This window comes from Marinitoga arctica (assembly GCF_054657315.1).
The window spans coordinates 43,019-58,833 of record NZ_BAAHYY010000009.1; the positions used below are offsets into that span (position 1 = coordinate 43,019).

At 28.9% G+C, this 15,815-nt stretch carries 17 protein-coding genes; 8 read left to right on the forward strand and 9 right to left on the reverse strand.

What is annotated here, in order from left to right; all coding sequences use genetic code 11:
• The 9 genes from ACYQ44_RS04015 to ACYQ44_RS04055 are packed head-to-tail and all read right to left on the reverse strand — an operon-like array spanning nucleotide 1 to nucleotide 7,619.
• A complete protein-coding gene (locus ACYQ44_RS04015) occupies nucleotides 1–543 on the reverse strand; it encodes a 2-oxoacid:ferredoxin oxidoreductase subunit gamma family protein (RefSeq protein ID WP_459995395.1) in 543 nt (180 codons plus the stop codon).
• On the reverse strand, nucleotides 540–1,295 hold the full coding sequence (locus ACYQ44_RS04020; protein ID WP_459995396.1) for a thiamine pyrophosphate-dependent enzyme: 756 nt from the start codon (nucleotides 1,293–1,295) through the stop codon (nucleotides 540–542). Before ACYQ44_RS04020 ends, ACYQ44_RS04015 begins: the two co-directional genes overlap by 4 nt.
• A gap of 15 nt (nucleotides 1,296–1,310) precedes the next feature.
• Nucleotides 1,311–2,366: a 3-methyl-2-oxobutanoate dehydrogenase subunit VorB gene (locus ACYQ44_RS04025; RefSeq protein ID WP_459995397.1), complete on the reverse strand. Its 1,056-nt coding sequence runs from the start codon at nucleotides 2,364–2,366 to the stop codon at nucleotides 1,311–1,313.
• 12 nt (nucleotides 2,367–2,378) lie between these two features.
• On the reverse strand, nucleotides 2,379–2,609 hold the full coding sequence (locus ACYQ44_RS04030) for a 4Fe-4S dicluster domain-containing protein (protein WP_047264906.1): 231 nt from the start codon (nucleotides 2,607–2,609) through the stop codon (nucleotides 2,379–2,381).
• A 15-nt stretch (nucleotides 2,610–2,624) separates the two neighbouring features.
• On the reverse strand, nucleotides 2,625–3,293 hold the full coding sequence (locus tag ACYQ44_RS04035) for a cobalamin biosynthesis protein CobQ (protein WP_459995399.1): 669 nt from the start codon (nucleotides 3,291–3,293) through the stop codon (nucleotides 2,625–2,627).
• On the reverse strand, nucleotides 3,286–4,377 hold the full coding sequence (buk, locus tag ACYQ44_RS04040; protein ID WP_459995400.1) for a butyrate kinase: 1,092 nt from the start codon (nucleotides 4,375–4,377) through the stop codon (nucleotides 3,286–3,288). The genes ACYQ44_RS04035 and buk (ACYQ44_RS04040) overlap by 8 nt, the downstream gene beginning before the upstream one ends.
• Before the next feature lie 11 nt (nucleotides 4,378–4,388).
• Complete coding sequence (locus ACYQ44_RS04045) at nucleotides 4,389–5,282, reverse strand: bifunctional enoyl-CoA hydratase/phosphate acetyltransferase (RefSeq protein ID WP_459995401.1); 894 nt, start codon at nucleotides 5,280–5,282, stop codon at nucleotides 4,389–4,391.
• On the reverse strand, nucleotides 5,279–6,352 hold the full coding sequence (gene buk, locus ACYQ44_RS04050; RefSeq protein ID WP_459995402.1) for a butyrate kinase: 1,074 nt from the start codon (nucleotides 6,350–6,352) through the stop codon (nucleotides 5,279–5,281). The genes ACYQ44_RS04045 and buk (ACYQ44_RS04050) overlap by 4 nt, the downstream gene beginning before the upstream one ends.
• A 19-nt stretch (nucleotides 6,353–6,371) precedes the next feature.
• Complete coding sequence (locus ACYQ44_RS04055) at nucleotides 6,372–7,619, reverse strand: aminotransferase-like domain-containing protein (RefSeq protein WP_459995404.1); 1,248 nt, start codon at nucleotides 7,617–7,619, stop codon at nucleotides 6,372–6,374.
• Nucleotides 7,620–7,858: 239 nt separating this feature from the next.
• On the opposite strand from ACYQ44_RS04055, the gene glyA reads away from it, so the two are divergent.
• The 8 genes from glyA to ACYQ44_RS04095 all read left to right on the forward strand — a co-directional run bounded on the left by glyA (nucleotide 7,859) and on the right by ACYQ44_RS04095 (nucleotide 15,743).
• A complete protein-coding gene (gene glyA / locus ACYQ44_RS04060) occupies nucleotides 7,859–9,130 on the forward strand; it encodes a serine hydroxymethyltransferase (protein ID WP_459995406.1) in 1,272 nt (423 codons plus the stop codon).
• A gap of 245 nt (nucleotides 9,131–9,375) precedes the next feature.
• Nucleotides 9,376–9,873 carry an OmpH/Skp family outer membrane protein gene (locus ACYQ44_RS04065; RefSeq protein ID WP_459995408.1) on the forward strand — a complete coding sequence of 166 codons (498 nt, stop codon included), beginning with the start codon at nucleotides 9,376–9,378 and terminating at the stop codon, nucleotides 9,871–9,873.
• A 3-nt stretch (nucleotides 9,874–9,876) separates the two neighbouring features.
• The gene (gene lptB, locus ACYQ44_RS04070) at nucleotides 9,877–10,581 is read left to right on the forward strand and encodes an LPS export ABC transporter ATP-binding protein (RefSeq protein ID WP_459995409.1); all 705 of its coding nucleotides are present in this window, start codon (nucleotides 9,877–9,879) and stop codon (nucleotides 10,579–10,581) included.
• Nucleotides 10,582–10,586: 5 nt separating this feature from the next.
• Nucleotides 10,587–11,108 carry a TIGR00725 family protein gene (locus tag ACYQ44_RS04075; RefSeq protein ID WP_459995420.1) on the forward strand — a complete coding sequence of 174 codons (522 nt, stop codon included), beginning with the start codon at nucleotides 10,587–10,589 and terminating at the stop codon, nucleotides 11,106–11,108.
• Nucleotides 11,109–11,119: 11 nt separating this feature from the next.
• Nucleotides 11,120–12,523, forward strand: a complete 1,404-nt coding sequence (gene gltX / locus ACYQ44_RS04080; RefSeq protein ID WP_459995410.1) for a glutamate--tRNA ligase — start codon at nucleotides 11,120–11,122, stop codon at nucleotides 12,521–12,523.
• Complete coding sequence (gene coaBC, locus ACYQ44_RS04085; protein WP_459995411.1) at nucleotides 12,504–13,715, forward strand: bifunctional phosphopantothenoylcysteine decarboxylase/phosphopantothenate--cysteine ligase CoaBC; 1,212 nt, start codon at nucleotides 12,504–12,506, stop codon at nucleotides 13,713–13,715. The genes gltX and coaBC overlap by 20 nt, the downstream gene beginning before the upstream one ends.
• Nucleotides 13,639–14,826: a L,D-transpeptidase family protein gene (locus ACYQ44_RS04090; protein ID WP_459995414.1), complete on the forward strand. Its 1,188-nt coding sequence runs from the start codon at nucleotides 13,639–13,641 to the stop codon at nucleotides 14,824–14,826. The genes coaBC and ACYQ44_RS04090 overlap by 77 nt, the downstream gene beginning before the upstream one ends.
• 5 nt (nucleotides 14,827–14,831) lie before the next feature.
• Nucleotides 14,832–15,743 (forward strand): AEC family transporter, encoded by a 912-nt coding sequence (locus ACYQ44_RS04095; protein ID WP_459995415.1) that lies wholly within the window; start codon nucleotides 14,832–14,834, stop codon nucleotides 15,741–15,743.
• Nucleotides 15,744–15,815: the final 72 nt, after the last annotated feature.

Consider the following 15,815-nt stretch of genomic DNA (forward strand, 5'->3'; position numbering starts at 1 on the left):
TTATTTTACTAATGCATTCATTCCTGCATCAATAGCTTTTAAGTTTAATTCTAGTAAATCTGCTTTTTTGCCTTTTAAAGATTTTTCTAATGCTTTTTTTATAGAATCAAGAGAAACAGCATTTGTAGCTTTTAAATAAGCTCCTAACATTACCATATTTTGGACTTTGATATTACCCAATTCGTCGGCGATATCATTTGCAGGAACTTTGTAAATTTGAACATCTTTTCTTTCTGGTTCTCTATCTATAACTGAAGAATTTAATAATAAAATACCGTTTTCAGGTAATAACTTTTCAAATTTATACATTGAAGGAATATTAAATGCCACAATTTCTGTTGGCTGATCAACAACTGGAGATGCAATATATTCTTCAGATATTACAACTGTACAATTAGCAGTTCCTCCACGCATTTCGGGCCCATAAGAAGGTAACCATGTTGTATATAAATTTTCATACATAGCAGCCAAAGATAAAATTTTTCCAAATAACATAACACCTTGACCACCAAATCCAGCAGCTATAAATGCATGAAGTTTCATTTTTCATCACCTACCTTATCAACATAAACACCTAATGGGAATTCAGGTACTAAATTTTCTTCAAGCCATTTATTTGCTTCAACTGGTGGAACCCCCCAGTTTGTAGGACATGTTGACAATACTTCAACCATTCCAAATCCTTTTCCTTGGATTTGAGCTAAAAATGCTTTTTTTATCATTTTCTTAGTTTTTAAAACATCTTGAGGTTTGTTGACTTTAGTTCTTGCTAAATAGGCAACACCAGGTAAATTAGAAAGCATTTCTGCAATATGTAAAGGATAACCTTCATTTTCAGCGCTTCTTCCGTATGGAGAAGTTGTGGTTTTCATTCCTAATAAAGTTGTAGGAGCCATTTGCCCTCCAGTCATTCCATATATAGCATTATTAATAAAAATTGTAGTAATTTTTTCGCCTCTATTAGCAGCATGAATTATTTCTGCTGTACCAATAGCAGCTAAATCACCATCTCCTTGATAAGTAAATACAACATTTTCTGGCATTGCTCTTTTCATACCAGTAGCTACTGCTGGAGCTCTTCCGTGTGGTGCTACAGTACCGTCAACATCAAAAAATTCATATGCAAATACTGAACAACCAACAGGAGCAACCATTAATGTTTTTTCTCTAATTCCTAATTCATCAATTACTTCAGCAACAAGTCTATGCACAATTCCATGATGACATCCTGGACAATATGTAAATTCTTTTCCACTTAATGATTCAGGACCTTTAAATTTTATTTTATATGACATAATTTTCCTCCTTTCTTATATCAATTCCATTAATTTTGCAAATACTTCATTTGGTGTAGGTACAACTCCACCAGTTCTTCCATAGAATTCAACAGGTTTTTTACCATTTACTGCTAATTTAACATCTTCAACCATTTGACCCATACTCATTTCTACTGTAAAGAATAATTTTGCTTGATCAGCCAATTTTGATAATGCATCGTATGGATAAGGCCATAAAGTTATTGGTCTGAATAAACCAGCTTTTATACCCTTTTCTCTTGCCATATTTACTATAGTTTTTGCAATTCTTCCCATTGTTCCATAAGCTACGATTATTACTTCAGCATCTTCTGTTTTATATTCTTCCCACATTTGTTCATTTTCAATAATTTTCTTATATTTTTCTTGATATCTCAAATTCATTTTTTCTAAAACATATTCATTTATATCAAATGAAGTTATTTTATGAGGTTCTCTACCTTTTGCTCCTTGCATTGCCCATGAACTATGATCCGGTAATGTACTTAAATCTCTAAAATCAGGGAATTCAACAGGTTCCATCATTTGACCTAACATTCCATCTGCTAATATTAAAGCAGGATTTCTATATTTATCAGCAACATCAAATGCTTTAGCTGTTAATTCAACTGCTTCTTGTAATGATTCAGGACCATAAACAACTAATCTATAATCACCATGGCCTCCTCCTTTTGTTGCTTGAAAATAATCACTTTGGGCAGGTTGAATATCACCTAATCCTGGACCACCTCTAACAACATTAACAAAAACAACTGGTAATTCAGCACCAGCAATATATGAAACACCTTCCTGCATTAAACTGTATCCAGGAGAAGAAGTTGAAGTCATAACTCTGTGCCCGGTAGAAGCTGCTCCATATAACATATTTACTGCAGCAACTTCACTTTCAGCTTGCAAAAAAACACCATCAATTTGAGGCATTCTTCTTGACATATATTCAGTTAATTCACTTTGAGGTGTAATTGGATAACCAAAATATAATCTACATCCAGCTCTTATGGCGGCTTCACCAATTGCTTCTGTACCTTTTACCATTACCTTTTCAGCCATTAATATCCCTCCTTAAGCTTTAGCTTTTTCTAATGTTGAAACTGTTATACATACATCGGGACACATTTGATAACAAAATCCACAACCTATACATTTTTCAGGATTTAATACAGCAGCAGGATGATATCCTTTAGCATTAAAACCTTCAGAAAAACCTAATGTACCTGTTGGACATGCATCTATACAAAGACCACATCCTTTACATCTTTCTTGATCAATTTCAACCTTGTTTTTGTATTCCATCGTATCCCTCCTTTATCATAATTGATATACTTTATCTAAAAATCTTTTTAATATAAATTTTGGGAATTCAGTTTTTATATTTTTTAGAAATTCTGGAACAACAGTGAAAGCAATAGGAATTCCTGTTTTCTGCGAAACTTCTTTTAATATCTTTTCACCTTTTAAAATAATATCTTCTGTAGTTTCGTCTTGTAAATTAGTATTAGATACTAAATAATCTACCTTTCTTCTAGACTTTGCACTTAATCGATCAATATAATATAATATATCCTCAACTGTGTTCATAAAAGGTCGTTTGGTATTAACAACAAAGTAAGTAGCTGTATTAGTTTGATCTAAAAAATTTTTTAAAGATCCAACTACAGTTGAGCCATCTTCATTGCCACCAGCATCTATAACAGTTTGAAAATCAGGGTTTACTATATATCCTCCAACTGCAGCAGGTATTATAGGTAAATCTGCATGCATAAACTTTCTTGGAGGGGTAACAACTTTTATTCCCATGTTTTCTAATATATCAATTTCATCTCTTGTTCGGAAATATGGACTAATTACATCAATATCAGCTATAGCCACTTTATCGAATTTTTCTTTTAAATAGATTGCAGAATTCAAAGCTATTTCAGTTTTCCCAGAACCAAACATTCCAATAATAACATGACATTTATAATTTGTATTAAGCATTGTTTTCCTCCTTAGGTGGATATGTTTTAGCACTATCTTTTCCGTTTAAAACTCTTAATGCAGCTTCTGCTAAAGCTTTTTCTTCATCTCCACCTGGAACAACATAAATAGGAGCTATAAATTGTGTATGTTCAGTCAGCCATTTAACCATATTGTTTTTATCATATGCTAATCCACCTGTTAATATAATGCCATCTACCTCAAAATTTAAAGCTGTAGCCATTTTCCCTATCCATTTTGATATTTGTAAAGCCATAGCTTTATAAATAAGAGTTGCATACTCTTCTCCATTTTCAACTCTTTTTTGAACTTCCAAAGCATCATTTGTATCTAAATATGCAACTAATCCACCTTTTCCTTTAATTCTTTTTTTCATTTCATCAAAAGTTGTTTTCCCAGAATAAGCCAGATCAATTATTTGAGTCATTGGTAATGTTCCAGACCTTTCAGGGGTAAAAGGGCCGTCGCCATCTAAGGCGTTATTAACATCAATAACTTTTCCTTTTTTATGGGCACCAATAGATATTCCGCCTCCCATATGAACTACAATTAAATTTACATCTTTATAATCTTTTCCCATGTTCTTAGCAGTTAATCTTGCAACAGCTTTTTGGTTTAATGCATGAAAGATGGACTTTCTTTCAAAGTCTGGATGACCAGAAAATCTTGCAATATCATCCATTTCATCAACAACAACTGGATCAGCAATATAAGATGGGATATTATATTCAGAAGCCAATTCATGAGCTATCAAAGCGCCTAAATTTGAAGCATGCTCACCATATTTACCTTCTCTTAATTCTTTTTTCATAAGTTCATTAATTTCATATACACCACCTGGAATAGGCCTTAAAAGTCCTCCTCGCCCAACAATAGCAGAAAATGAAGAGATGGGATAACCAGCTTTTTCTAAGAAATTTTTAATAACTTCTTTTCTAAATTCGTATTGATCTGCTATATGTTCAAATGGAGCTAATTCTTCAGATGTGTGTCTAACAGTTTCTTTTGATATTAATTTATCATCATCATATATTGCTAATTTTGTAGATGTTGATCCAGGATTTATAACCAATATTTTATACATATTATTACCTCCTAAGCTAAGAGTACTGATAATGCAATTGATAATAATTTTGCATCATCAGAATCAGCTCTTGAAGTTAGAACAACAGGTTTTTTACCACCTAAAATTGTACTTGCAACACCAGATCCAGCTAAAAACACCATAGATTTATAAAAAATATTTCCAGCTTCAATATCTGGCATAATAACAATATCGGCATCTCCAGCGACTTCACTTTCTATTCCTTTGTGTTTTGCAGCTTCTTTAGAAATAGCATTATCCATAGCAAAAGGTCCGTCAACAATGCATCCTTTTATTTGCCCTCTTCTATTCATTTGCGAAATAATAGCGGCATCCATAGTAGCTGACATTTTAGGATTAACCTTTTCTAACGCTCCTACAATTGCAACTTTTGGATTGTTTATTCCCAAAGCATTTGCAACTTTTACAGCATTATTTATAGAATCAACTTTTTGTTCAAGTGTAGGCGAAATAACCATACCAGCATCAGTCACAATCAACAATTTATGATATTTTTCAATATCAAATACACTTACTAAATTTATTGTTCCTTTTGTTCTAAGACCATATTCTTCTTTCAAATATACTGACAATAACTCTCCAGTTGTAATATGACCTTTCATAGGTAAATCAGTTTTTCCAGAAGAAACATCTTCTATAGTTTTTATAACAGCTTCTTTGTTTGAATTACAATGAATAATTTTCATTTTTGATATATCAATATTATTTTCTTTAGCAATTTCTTTTATTTTCTTTTCATTTCCATATAAAATTGCATCGCATATTCCTTCGTTAACAGCTTTAGAAACAGCATTTAAAACAACTTCATCTTCAGCAGCTGCAACCCCAACAGTTTTTTTTACATCTAAATTTTTTGCTAATTCAATAATTTTATTTATTCTCATAATTTCACCTCATATTTCCATTCTTTAGCTTCTTCTTCTTTCTTTAATACCCTTAAAGCACCTTCAGCTAAAGCCTCCATTTCAAAAGAACCGGGATAAAGCATTATTAATGCTATTTTTGAAATTCTTGTTTTAATCATATCTATAAATGTATCATTTCTTGCCATACCGCCAGTAATAAGAATAGCATCAACTTCTCCTTTTAAAACAGCTGCCATACCGCCAATTTCTTTTGCAATTTGATAAGCCATAGCTTCAACAACTTTTTTGGCATATTCATCTGTTTCAGCTTTTTTCATAGCTACTCTTAAATCATTTGTTCCTAAATAAGCAACTAATCCGCCTTTACCTATATATCTCTTTTTTAATTCTCTTTTAGTATACTTTCCTGAAAAGGCTAATTTTGCTAAGTCGCCAACAGGCAATTCACCAGTTCTTTCAGGGCTAAATGGTCCTTCATCGTTTGCATTATTTACATCAATCATTTTCCCTTTTCTTTGTGCACCTATTGAAATTCCACCACCTAAATGGGCTATTATGAAATTGCATTCTTCATATTTTTTATTTAATTCTTTTGCGGCTTTCCTAGCCACGCTTTTCATATTTAATGCATGAAATAAACTTTTCCTTTCAATTTCAGGCATTCCAGAAATTCTTGATTCTGGGATAAATTCATCAACTGAAACTGGATCAGTTATATAAACAGGAATATTATTTCCAGCTAATTCCCATCCTATTACCGCTGCTAAATTTGAAGCATGTTCTATAGGAGTGATGTTTTTTAAATAATTTACCATTTCTTTTGAAACTTTATATGTTCCGCTTTCTAAAGGAGGTAAAACACCTCCTCTTGCTGCAATAGCGTTAAAATCAGAAATTTTATAGCCATATTTTTCTATAAAAGAAGTTATTTCATTTTTTCTCAAATCAATCTGATCCATAAGTTTTTCATATTTATCTAATTCTTCTGTGGAATGTGTGATTTCTTCTGATACAACAAGTTTATCATCTTCAAAGACAGCTATTTTTGTAGATGTTGATCCGGGATTTATTACTAAAATACGATTCATATTTTCACCTCACTAGTGATTATTTTGTTTTTAAAGTTAATCCTTTTTTCTTTGCATATTCTTCAACAGTGTCTCTTAATCTTTTAACACCTTCATCTAATTCTTCAAATGAAGGAAGACAGAAAGATACTCTCATAGTATTTCTTTCTGGTTCGTCAACATAGAATGTTTCACCAGGAATATAAATTATTTTCTTTTCTTTAGCTATATTAAACATTTCCATTGTATCAAACCCTTCAGGAAGTGTGATCCATGAGAATAAACCACCTTCAGGGTGTATCCAGTCAATTCCTTCTATATCACCTAAATATTTTTCTAGTGCCTCCATGAATTTATCTTTCTTTTCTTTGTATAATTTTATTGTAGGTTGTATCTCCTCAAATAAATCATATTTTTCCATAAATCTTGCTGCTATTCTTTGAGTTAATGTTGAAGAACATAAATCCATTCCTTGTTTAGCTAATACCATTTTTCTTATTAATTCTTTGTTTCCGATAATTACACCAATTCTTAAACCTGGAGATAATACTTTACTAAATGTGTTTAATAGAATAACTCTTTCTCCATTATTTAACTTGAAAATACTTGGTAATTTCTCACCTTCAAATCTTAATGCACCATATGGATCGTCTTCGATAATAATAAAGTCGTATTTTTCTGCTAATTCAATTAATCTTTTTCTTTTTTCTAAAGATAAAGTAGTGCCTGCAGGGTTGTGGAAATTACTTACAGTATAAACAAATTTGAATTTATCAATTTTTCCTTCTCTATCTAACTTTTCTAATTCTTTTTCTAAAAAGTCAATATTCATACCATCTTTTTCTAATGGAATACTAATATATTTTGGGTTTCTTTGATTAAATGCACTACCTGCTCCTAAATATATAGGTTTACTAACAGCACAGTAACTATCTTCATCTAAAAATACTGTACCAATTATAAATAATGCTTGTTGTGAACCAGTTGTTATCATTAAGTTTTCTTCATCTAAACAAGTAATATCTTCGTGTTTTTTTAATAGTCTAATATATTGCTTTATTAATTCTGGATCACCTTCTGTAGATCCATATTGTAAAGCAATTTTATATTCATTCATTATTACATCTTTTGAGATTTCTGATAATTTTTCTATAGGAAAAGTATCAGGATCAGGTATTCCTCCGCCAAAAGAAATTATTCCTTCCGCTGTTGCTGTTTTTAACAATTCTCTAATAATGTTAGATTTAATTCTATTTACTGTTACAGAATATTTACTATCAAAATTCATAGTCTCACCCCTTTATTTGATTTTTTCTTGATTTTATTTTACACTTTTAATTTAAATTTTACAAAGTTGATTATGTGGAGCTATTTCAGGTTACATAGGATTATATGTGATTATGCCTTGTGTGAAAAAAATTTCACGAAATTTTTTTCAATGTTAATATTGGTATTTTTGTAAATATTGTTGTATAATTAGTTCAGAATAAATAATTTAAATCTAACTTTTTACAAGGAGGAATAAAAATGTGGGATAACTTGAAAAATGTAGATCCAGAAATTTATGAAATAGTTATTAAAGAACTAAAAAGGCAGGAGTATGGTTTAGAATTAATAGCCTCAGAAAATTTTGCATCACAAGCAGTTATGGAAGCAATGGGTAGTGTTTTAACTAATAAATATGCAGAAGGTTATCCTAAAAAAAGATATTATGGTGGTTGTGAATTTGTTGATGAAGCAGAAACTTTAGCTAGGAATAGAGCTAAAAAATTATTTAATGCAAAATATGCAAATGTTCAACCACATTCAGGTTCACAAGCAAATATGGGAGTATATCTAGCTTTAATGGAAACGGGAGAAACATTAATGGGAATGTCTTTAAGCCATGGAGGACATTTAACGCATGGAGCATCTGTTAATTTTTCTGGGAAAATTTTTAATGTTGTTCAATATGGTGTAAATGAAGAGACAGAAGTTATTGATTATGATGAAGTTGAAAAATTAGCTTTAGAACATAAACCTAAAGTAATTGTGGCCGGTGGAAGCGCTTATGCAAGAATTATTGATTTTAAAAGATTTAGAGAAATAGCTGATAAAATTGGAGCTTATTTAGTTGTTGACATGTCTCATTTTGCAGGATTAGTTGCTGCAGGATTGTACCCAAATCCATTAGAGTATGCACATGTTGTTACTACAACAACGCATAAAACATTAAGAGGGCCAAGGGGCGGTATGATTTTAACTAATGATAAAGAATTATATAAATTAATAAATAAAAGCATTTTTCCAGGAATTCAAGGCGGTCCATTGATGCATGTTATAGCTTCTAAAGCAGTTGCATTTAAAGAAGCATTATCACCAGAATTTAAAGATTATCAGGCACAAGTTATAAAAAATGCTAAAAAATTAGCTAAAGAAATGGAATTGTTAGGCTTTAGAATTGTATCAGGAGGTACTGATTCGCATTTATTTTTAGTTGATTTAAATGAAAAAGGTGTGACAGGTAAAGCAGCAGAAAAGGCATTAGAAGCTTCTGGTATTACAGTAAATAAAAATACTATTCCAAAAGAAACAAGATCACCATTTGTTACTAGTGGCATAAGAATTGGAACACCTGCTGTTACTACAAGAGGAATGAAAGAAGAAGAAATGAAAATTATTGCAGAATTAATAAATGAAGTTATATCAAATATCAAAGATGAAGATGGAACTCTAGATGAAGAATTCAAAGCAAATATGAAAGAAAAAGTAAAAGAATTATGTGAGAAATTCCCATTATATAAAGGTAAAATATTTTAATTGCCCCATTTAGGGGCTTTTTTTATAAAAAAAATGGAGCACTTGGCTCCAAAATCCTTTATTTATTTTAAGGAGGATAGGGGTACTATCATAGTATCATTTTTATGTTAAATAAAAAACAACAAATTATTCAAAAATATGTATTAAAAATTAAGAAATGTAAAACAAAAGGTATAAAAAAAATTTTCTTAAATCAAAATTTAATGATATAATATAGTGAGAAAAAATTTAGGAGGTGTTTTTTGGTGAAAAACTTTTCAAAGCTTTTTATTTTAGTAGTTGTTTTAGTAACTTTTTTATTCATTCCAAAAGTGGGAATTTCAGAACAATCTAAAGAAACAGGGAAAAATTTGAAAATAGCTTTTGTACAAATGGAAAAGGCTACACAAAGTTATTACAAATGGGTAGATTTACAAGAAAAGTATAAAAACGATCTTCAATATTATCAAAGTAAAATAAATAAAATGCAACAAGATTTTGAAAGTTTAAAAAGTTCTGGTGCTTCTCAAGAGGAGATCTCTCAAAAGCAACAAGAATTGCAATTAAGAGTATCTGAGTATCAAAAAGCAATTCAAGATGAATATACGCAAAAAACAAACGCTATTTTAGAAGAGGTAAAGAATAAAGTGATAGAATACGCTAAATCGAATGGATATAATTTAGTGTTATATGAACCTTCTGTAATATATGCAGATGAATTAGTTGATATTACACCGCAAATTATAGAATTATTAAAAAAATAAAATATGAATAATCTTGTTTGTAAAAAGATTACAAAAAAATATGGAAAAAAAATAGTTTTAAATAAAGTAGATTTTAAAGCCAGCACCGGTAAAATTGTTGGGATTTTAGGTCCCAATGGTGCTGGTAAATCTACTTTATTTAAGTCAATATTAGGAATAGTTGTCCCAAAAAGTGGGGATATATATTTGGATAATGAAAAAATTACGCACTTACCAGTTCATGTTAGAGCAAAAATAGGGATAGCTTATTTGCCTCAAGAACCTTCAGTATTCCGTAATTTAACTGTTTGGGATAATATGGATTTAATAGCTTCAATGTTAAAAATACAAAATAAAGAAGAAATTATCAAAGGAATTTTAGAAGAATTTGGAATATATGATTTAAGAAATCAAATTGCTGATTCTCTTTCTGGTGGAGAGAAAAGAAGATTAGAGTTTGCGAGAACGTTAATTTCAAAACCTAAATTCATTTTATTAGATGAACCTTTTGTAGGTATAGATCCTATAACTGTAAAAGATATTCAAAAAATAATAAAAGCTCTTTCAAAAAAGAATTTAGGTGTTATTGTAACAGATCATAATGTTGATGAAATTGCTGAAGTAGTAGATATATTATACGTATTACACAAAGGTAAAGTAATAGCCTTTGGAGAACCACAAAATGTATTAAAAGATAAAGTTGTTATAGAAAATTATTTAGGTTGGTGAAAAAAATGAATATAGGTGTAATTGGATATTCAGGTAATCCAAATGAAGAACCAATTAATTCTTTAAAAGATATTATATATGAAGTTGGTAAAATGATTGCTAAAAATAAATGGGTTTTATTTAGTGGTGGAAGAAATGGGGTTATGGAATTAATTTCTAAATCTGTAAAAGAAAATGGTGGAGAAAGTGTAGGTATTTTACCTTGGGAAATAGATGGGAATAAATATGTGGATATTTCAATAAAAACAGGCTTAGATTTTTCTATGAGATCGTATATTTTAGTGAAAAGCGTAGATGTAATTGTTAGTATAGGGGGAGAAATTGGTACGGCTATAGAAATTTTGGGAGCATATGCCAATGAAAAACCTGTTATTTTATTAAAAGGAACAGGTGGCTGGACAGATAGAATACAAAAAGTGTTAATAGATGGAAAATATTTAGATAATAGAAAAATGGCTGAGATTTATATAGTAGATAATGTAATAGAGTTAGAAATTTTATTAAAAATATTTGAAAAAGAGCTTTAGGAGGAAAAATTATGTTTAGATTAAGATTTGCGCCAAGCCCTACTGGAGATTTACATGTTGGTGGAGTAAGAACGGCTCTTTTTAATTGGTTATATGCACGAAAATATAATGGAAAATTTATATTGAGAATAGAAGATACGGATTTAGAAAGATCTTCGAAAGATTATGAAAATAATATTTTAAAATCTTTAAAATGGTGTGGGATTGATTGGGATGAAGGTCCTGATATAGGTGGGGATTATGGTTCATATAGACAAAGTGAAAGATTAGAAATTTATGAAAAGTATATAAATTATTTAATTGAAAATAATAAAGCATATTATGCTGTTTATGATAAAGATAATAATGAAATATTTACTTCAACTAAATATCCCGAAAAGTATAAAAATGAAAGTATTGTAGTTAAATTTAAAGTTGATAAAAATGGTAATACTAATTTTGATGATTTATTAAAAGGAAGAATCTCTTTTAGAAATGATCTTTTAGATGATTTTATTATAAAACGTTCAAATGGAATTCCTGTATATAATTTTACAGTTGTAATAGATGATCATTTTATGAAAATAACCCATGTAATTAGAGGAGAAGATCATATTTCTAATACTCAAAAACAGATTATGTTATATAAAGCTTTTGGTTGGGAACCACCAAAGTTTATGCATATTCCACTAATTTTAGGTAATGATAGAAAACCTTTAAGTAAAAGACATGGAGGAACTACTGTAGAGTACTTTAGAAAAGAAGGAATATTGAGAGATGCTTTAATGAATTATTTGGCCTTATTGGGGTGGACAATAGATGATGAAATATTTTTGTTTAGAGAAAAATTAGAAAGTTTTTCTCCTGATAAATTATCAAATAAAGGTGTAATTTTTGATTATGAAAAGTTAGAATGGATATGTGGAAAACATTTAAGGATGAAAGAAATTGAGGATATTATGGATTTATATATTGAATGGTTAGATTATATTGGATATTTATCCATGAAAGAAAAAATATTAGAAGATAAAAGTTTTTCTTTAAATGTTTTGTCAATTAGTAGAGAAAAAGTAAATACATTAAAGCAGTTAGAGGAATTTTCGCGAAATTTCTTTATAGAAAATTTTCATTATGAAGAAAGATTTATAGAAAAATTTTTAAAAAAAGAATGGTCAAGTGAATTGGTAAAGATAGCAAAAAAAAGATTTGAAGAATTAGAAGATTATACAATAGAAAATGTTGAGAAAGTTATTCGAGAATTAGCGGATTTAAAAATAACTTCAAAAAAGAATACATTTCAAACAATTAGGGGTATAGTTTTAGGTAAATTAGTTACACCTGGACTATTTGAATCTATATCTGTTTTAGGAAAAGAGAAAACTATATCACGCTTTAGAAAAGCTGAGGTGTTTTTAAATGAATATATTAAAGAATAAAAAAATTTTATTAGGTGTAAGTAGTGGAATTGCTATATATAAAGCAGTAGATTTATCTTCTAAATTAAGGAAGTTAGATGTTGATTTAAATATAGTTTTAACAGAAGATTCGAAAAAAATAATATCTCCAGTAGTTTTTTCCGCTGTAGGGAATTGCCCAGTTTATACAGATTATTTTAATGAAGTGAAAAATGGGTGGATACCTCATACTCAACTCTCTATGGAATCAGATGCTCTAATAATAGCACCAGCAACAGCAAATATTATTGCAAAAATTGCTAATGGTTTTGCAGATGATTTATTATCATTAATAGCACTTGCTTTTAATAAAAAAGCAAAAATATTGGTACCAACTATGAATACTAGAATGTATGAATCACCAGCTTTCCAAAGAAACTTAGATATTTTGAGGAAAGATGGATGGATTATAGTTGAGCCAGAAATTGGGCATTTAGCTTGTGGAGAAATAGGAAAGGGAAGATATCCTGATAATGAAATGATTTTGGAATTTTTAGAATATGCGATTATGAAAAAGGATATGAAAGGGAAAAAGGTTTTAATAACTGCTGGCCCTACCGTTGAACCTATAGACCCTGTAAGGAATATAACTAATAAATCGAGTGGTAAAATGGGATATGAATTAGCTAGAGCATTTTCTTATAGAGGGGCTGAAGTAACTCTTATTTCTGGTCCTGTTTATATAAAACCACCATATATATTAAAAAACTATATTAAGGTAAATTCTGCATCTGAAATGAGGAATGAGGTTATTAATCATTATAAGGATTCAGATATAATAATTATGGCTGCAGCTGTTTCTGATTATAAAGTTAAAAATTATTCAGATAAAAAGATTAAAAAAGAGAATGAAAATATTATATTGGAGTTAGATAAAAATCCGGATATTCTTAAAGAATTAGGAAAAATAAAAAAAGATAATCAAATATTGGTTGGGTTTGCTGCAGAAACTAATAATTTGATAAATTATGCTAAAAGAAAATTGAAAGAAAAAAAATGTGATTTAATTGTAGCAAATGATGTATCAAAAAAAGAAACGGGTTTTGATTCAGATTTGAATGAAATTTATTTATTGAATAAAATGGGAGAGGTTACCCATGTTGAAAAAAATACAAAAAAGAGTATTGCTTTTTCTATTGTTGATTATATTTCAAATTACTATTTTAGCAGGTAATATAGAATTTGTTAAATTTCAAAATAATATTATATATTTGAAATATGTTACAAATGAGAGGATTATTAATCCTAAGGTTTTTTTAAATACTTTAGGATTTAGAGTAATACCTCAATTTTCATATAGCCCTACGTATATAGATATAAAGGTTAATATATATGATTTTAGCAAAAATGATGTATTGGATCTAAAGTTGCAGTATTATACTTTAAATGGGAAAAAAGAAATAAAATTCAAAAAAATTTTAGAATTAAAAAATTTTTTTGAAGAAATAAATCTTGAAATTTCAACTATAGAAATGTTAGATGGATGGAAAGGAGTTTTAGTTAATAATTCAAATGGAAAGTTTAAAATAAAAAGTGTTTATATTGATGATAAAATAAAGATATATAATAGTGATAATAATATATACTATTTACCAGAAGATTTAAAAGATGGTTTTCATGAAATAAGAGTAAATTATTATGATAAATATAGATTAGAAAGAGAAAAAATTATAAAATTTTATAAAAAAGATTGGTTTTTTGCTTCATCAAATCTTAAGGGAGCAACGTATAAAGTAGAGTTTATTGATAACTATCTTGTTAAAAAAGGCGATTCTATTTATAAAATAGCTAGAGAATATAATGTAAAACCAGGAGAAATTATATTATATAACAATATTACAGATCCTAAAAAAATATATCCTGGACAATTATTGAGAATTGGAAAGATTAAATTTGGAGAAAGCCCTTTAGTTATAACAATAGATTTGGATAAATCAATACTTAATTTATATTATCTTGGAAGAAAAGTTTTAACCTTTCCTGCAGCTGTTGGAAGAAGTGATGCCACACCACCTGGATATTATAGAATTATGTATAAAGAAAAGGAACCTGCTTTATATTGGTATGGTGAATATATTAAACCAGGATCTATAATCAATGGTGTAGGTAGTAGATGGTTACAGTTATCAAAAGAGCAATATGGTATCCATGGAACTACTAAACCATGGGAAATTGGCAAAAGAATATCCCATGGATGTATAAGATTGTTAAATCAAGATGTGGAATTATTGGATTTTTTAACTGGAATAGGCACAGAAGTATATGCTTTAAAATCTGTGAGGTGATTTTTTTGCTTTTTTTTCTTACTCTTTTTAAAATATTACCTTTGTTTTTAATAATTCTTGTTGGATATGTATTTGGAAAAATATTTTCTGAACTGGACAATACCATATTAAATAAAATAACTTTATGGATAGCAGGAAATGTTTTAGCTTTTACTGCTATAAATTCAAATCCTCCAAAATTAAATGAATTAAAAGCATTTTTTATAGGTTATTTCTTCATTTTCATTTTAGCAATATTATTACCATTATTATTGAAAAAATTTAATTTAATAAAGTCAGAATGGGGAATTATTTCGTTTGCTTTAATGTTTTCTAATGGTGGTTATTTAGGTTATCCAGTTATAAGTGCTCTTTATGGTGAGGAAAGTATAGCTAAAGCTGTAATGTACGTTATAGTTATGACATTATTATCCTTTTCTATAGGTATAATAATTTTAACTGGAGATGTAAAAAAAGGATTAAGCAATATGATAAAACTTCCAATGTTATGGGGGTTTTTGATTGGCTGGATTTTGGGAGCTAATGGATTATCCTGGGAAAATTTGCCCTTTTCTCTAAACGAACCTTTAAGAATGATAAGAGATGCTAGTATAGTTATAATTTTATTGAATCTTGGAGTTTCCCTGTCTAGAATCAAAATTAAAATTTATGATTTATATGATACAATTTTAACTACAATATTTAGATTAGTAGTATTTCCAATTATAGCTGTTTTTTTAGTTCGCTTATTACATTTAGATCCTATTCTTGCTGGGATTTTTGTAATAGAAGTAGGAATGCCTGTTGGTATGAATGTTTCTTTTATAACTGAAGAATTAAAAATTAATCCAGCACTTGGAAATTTAATGGTATTTATAAGTACATTTGCCTCTATTATAACTGTACCATTATTATATTATTTAATTAATCTTGTATAATCCTATAATACAATCTATTGAGGTTTATTTTTTCTATGTATTTTGTTAATTTTCATGTTTTATTTTTATATA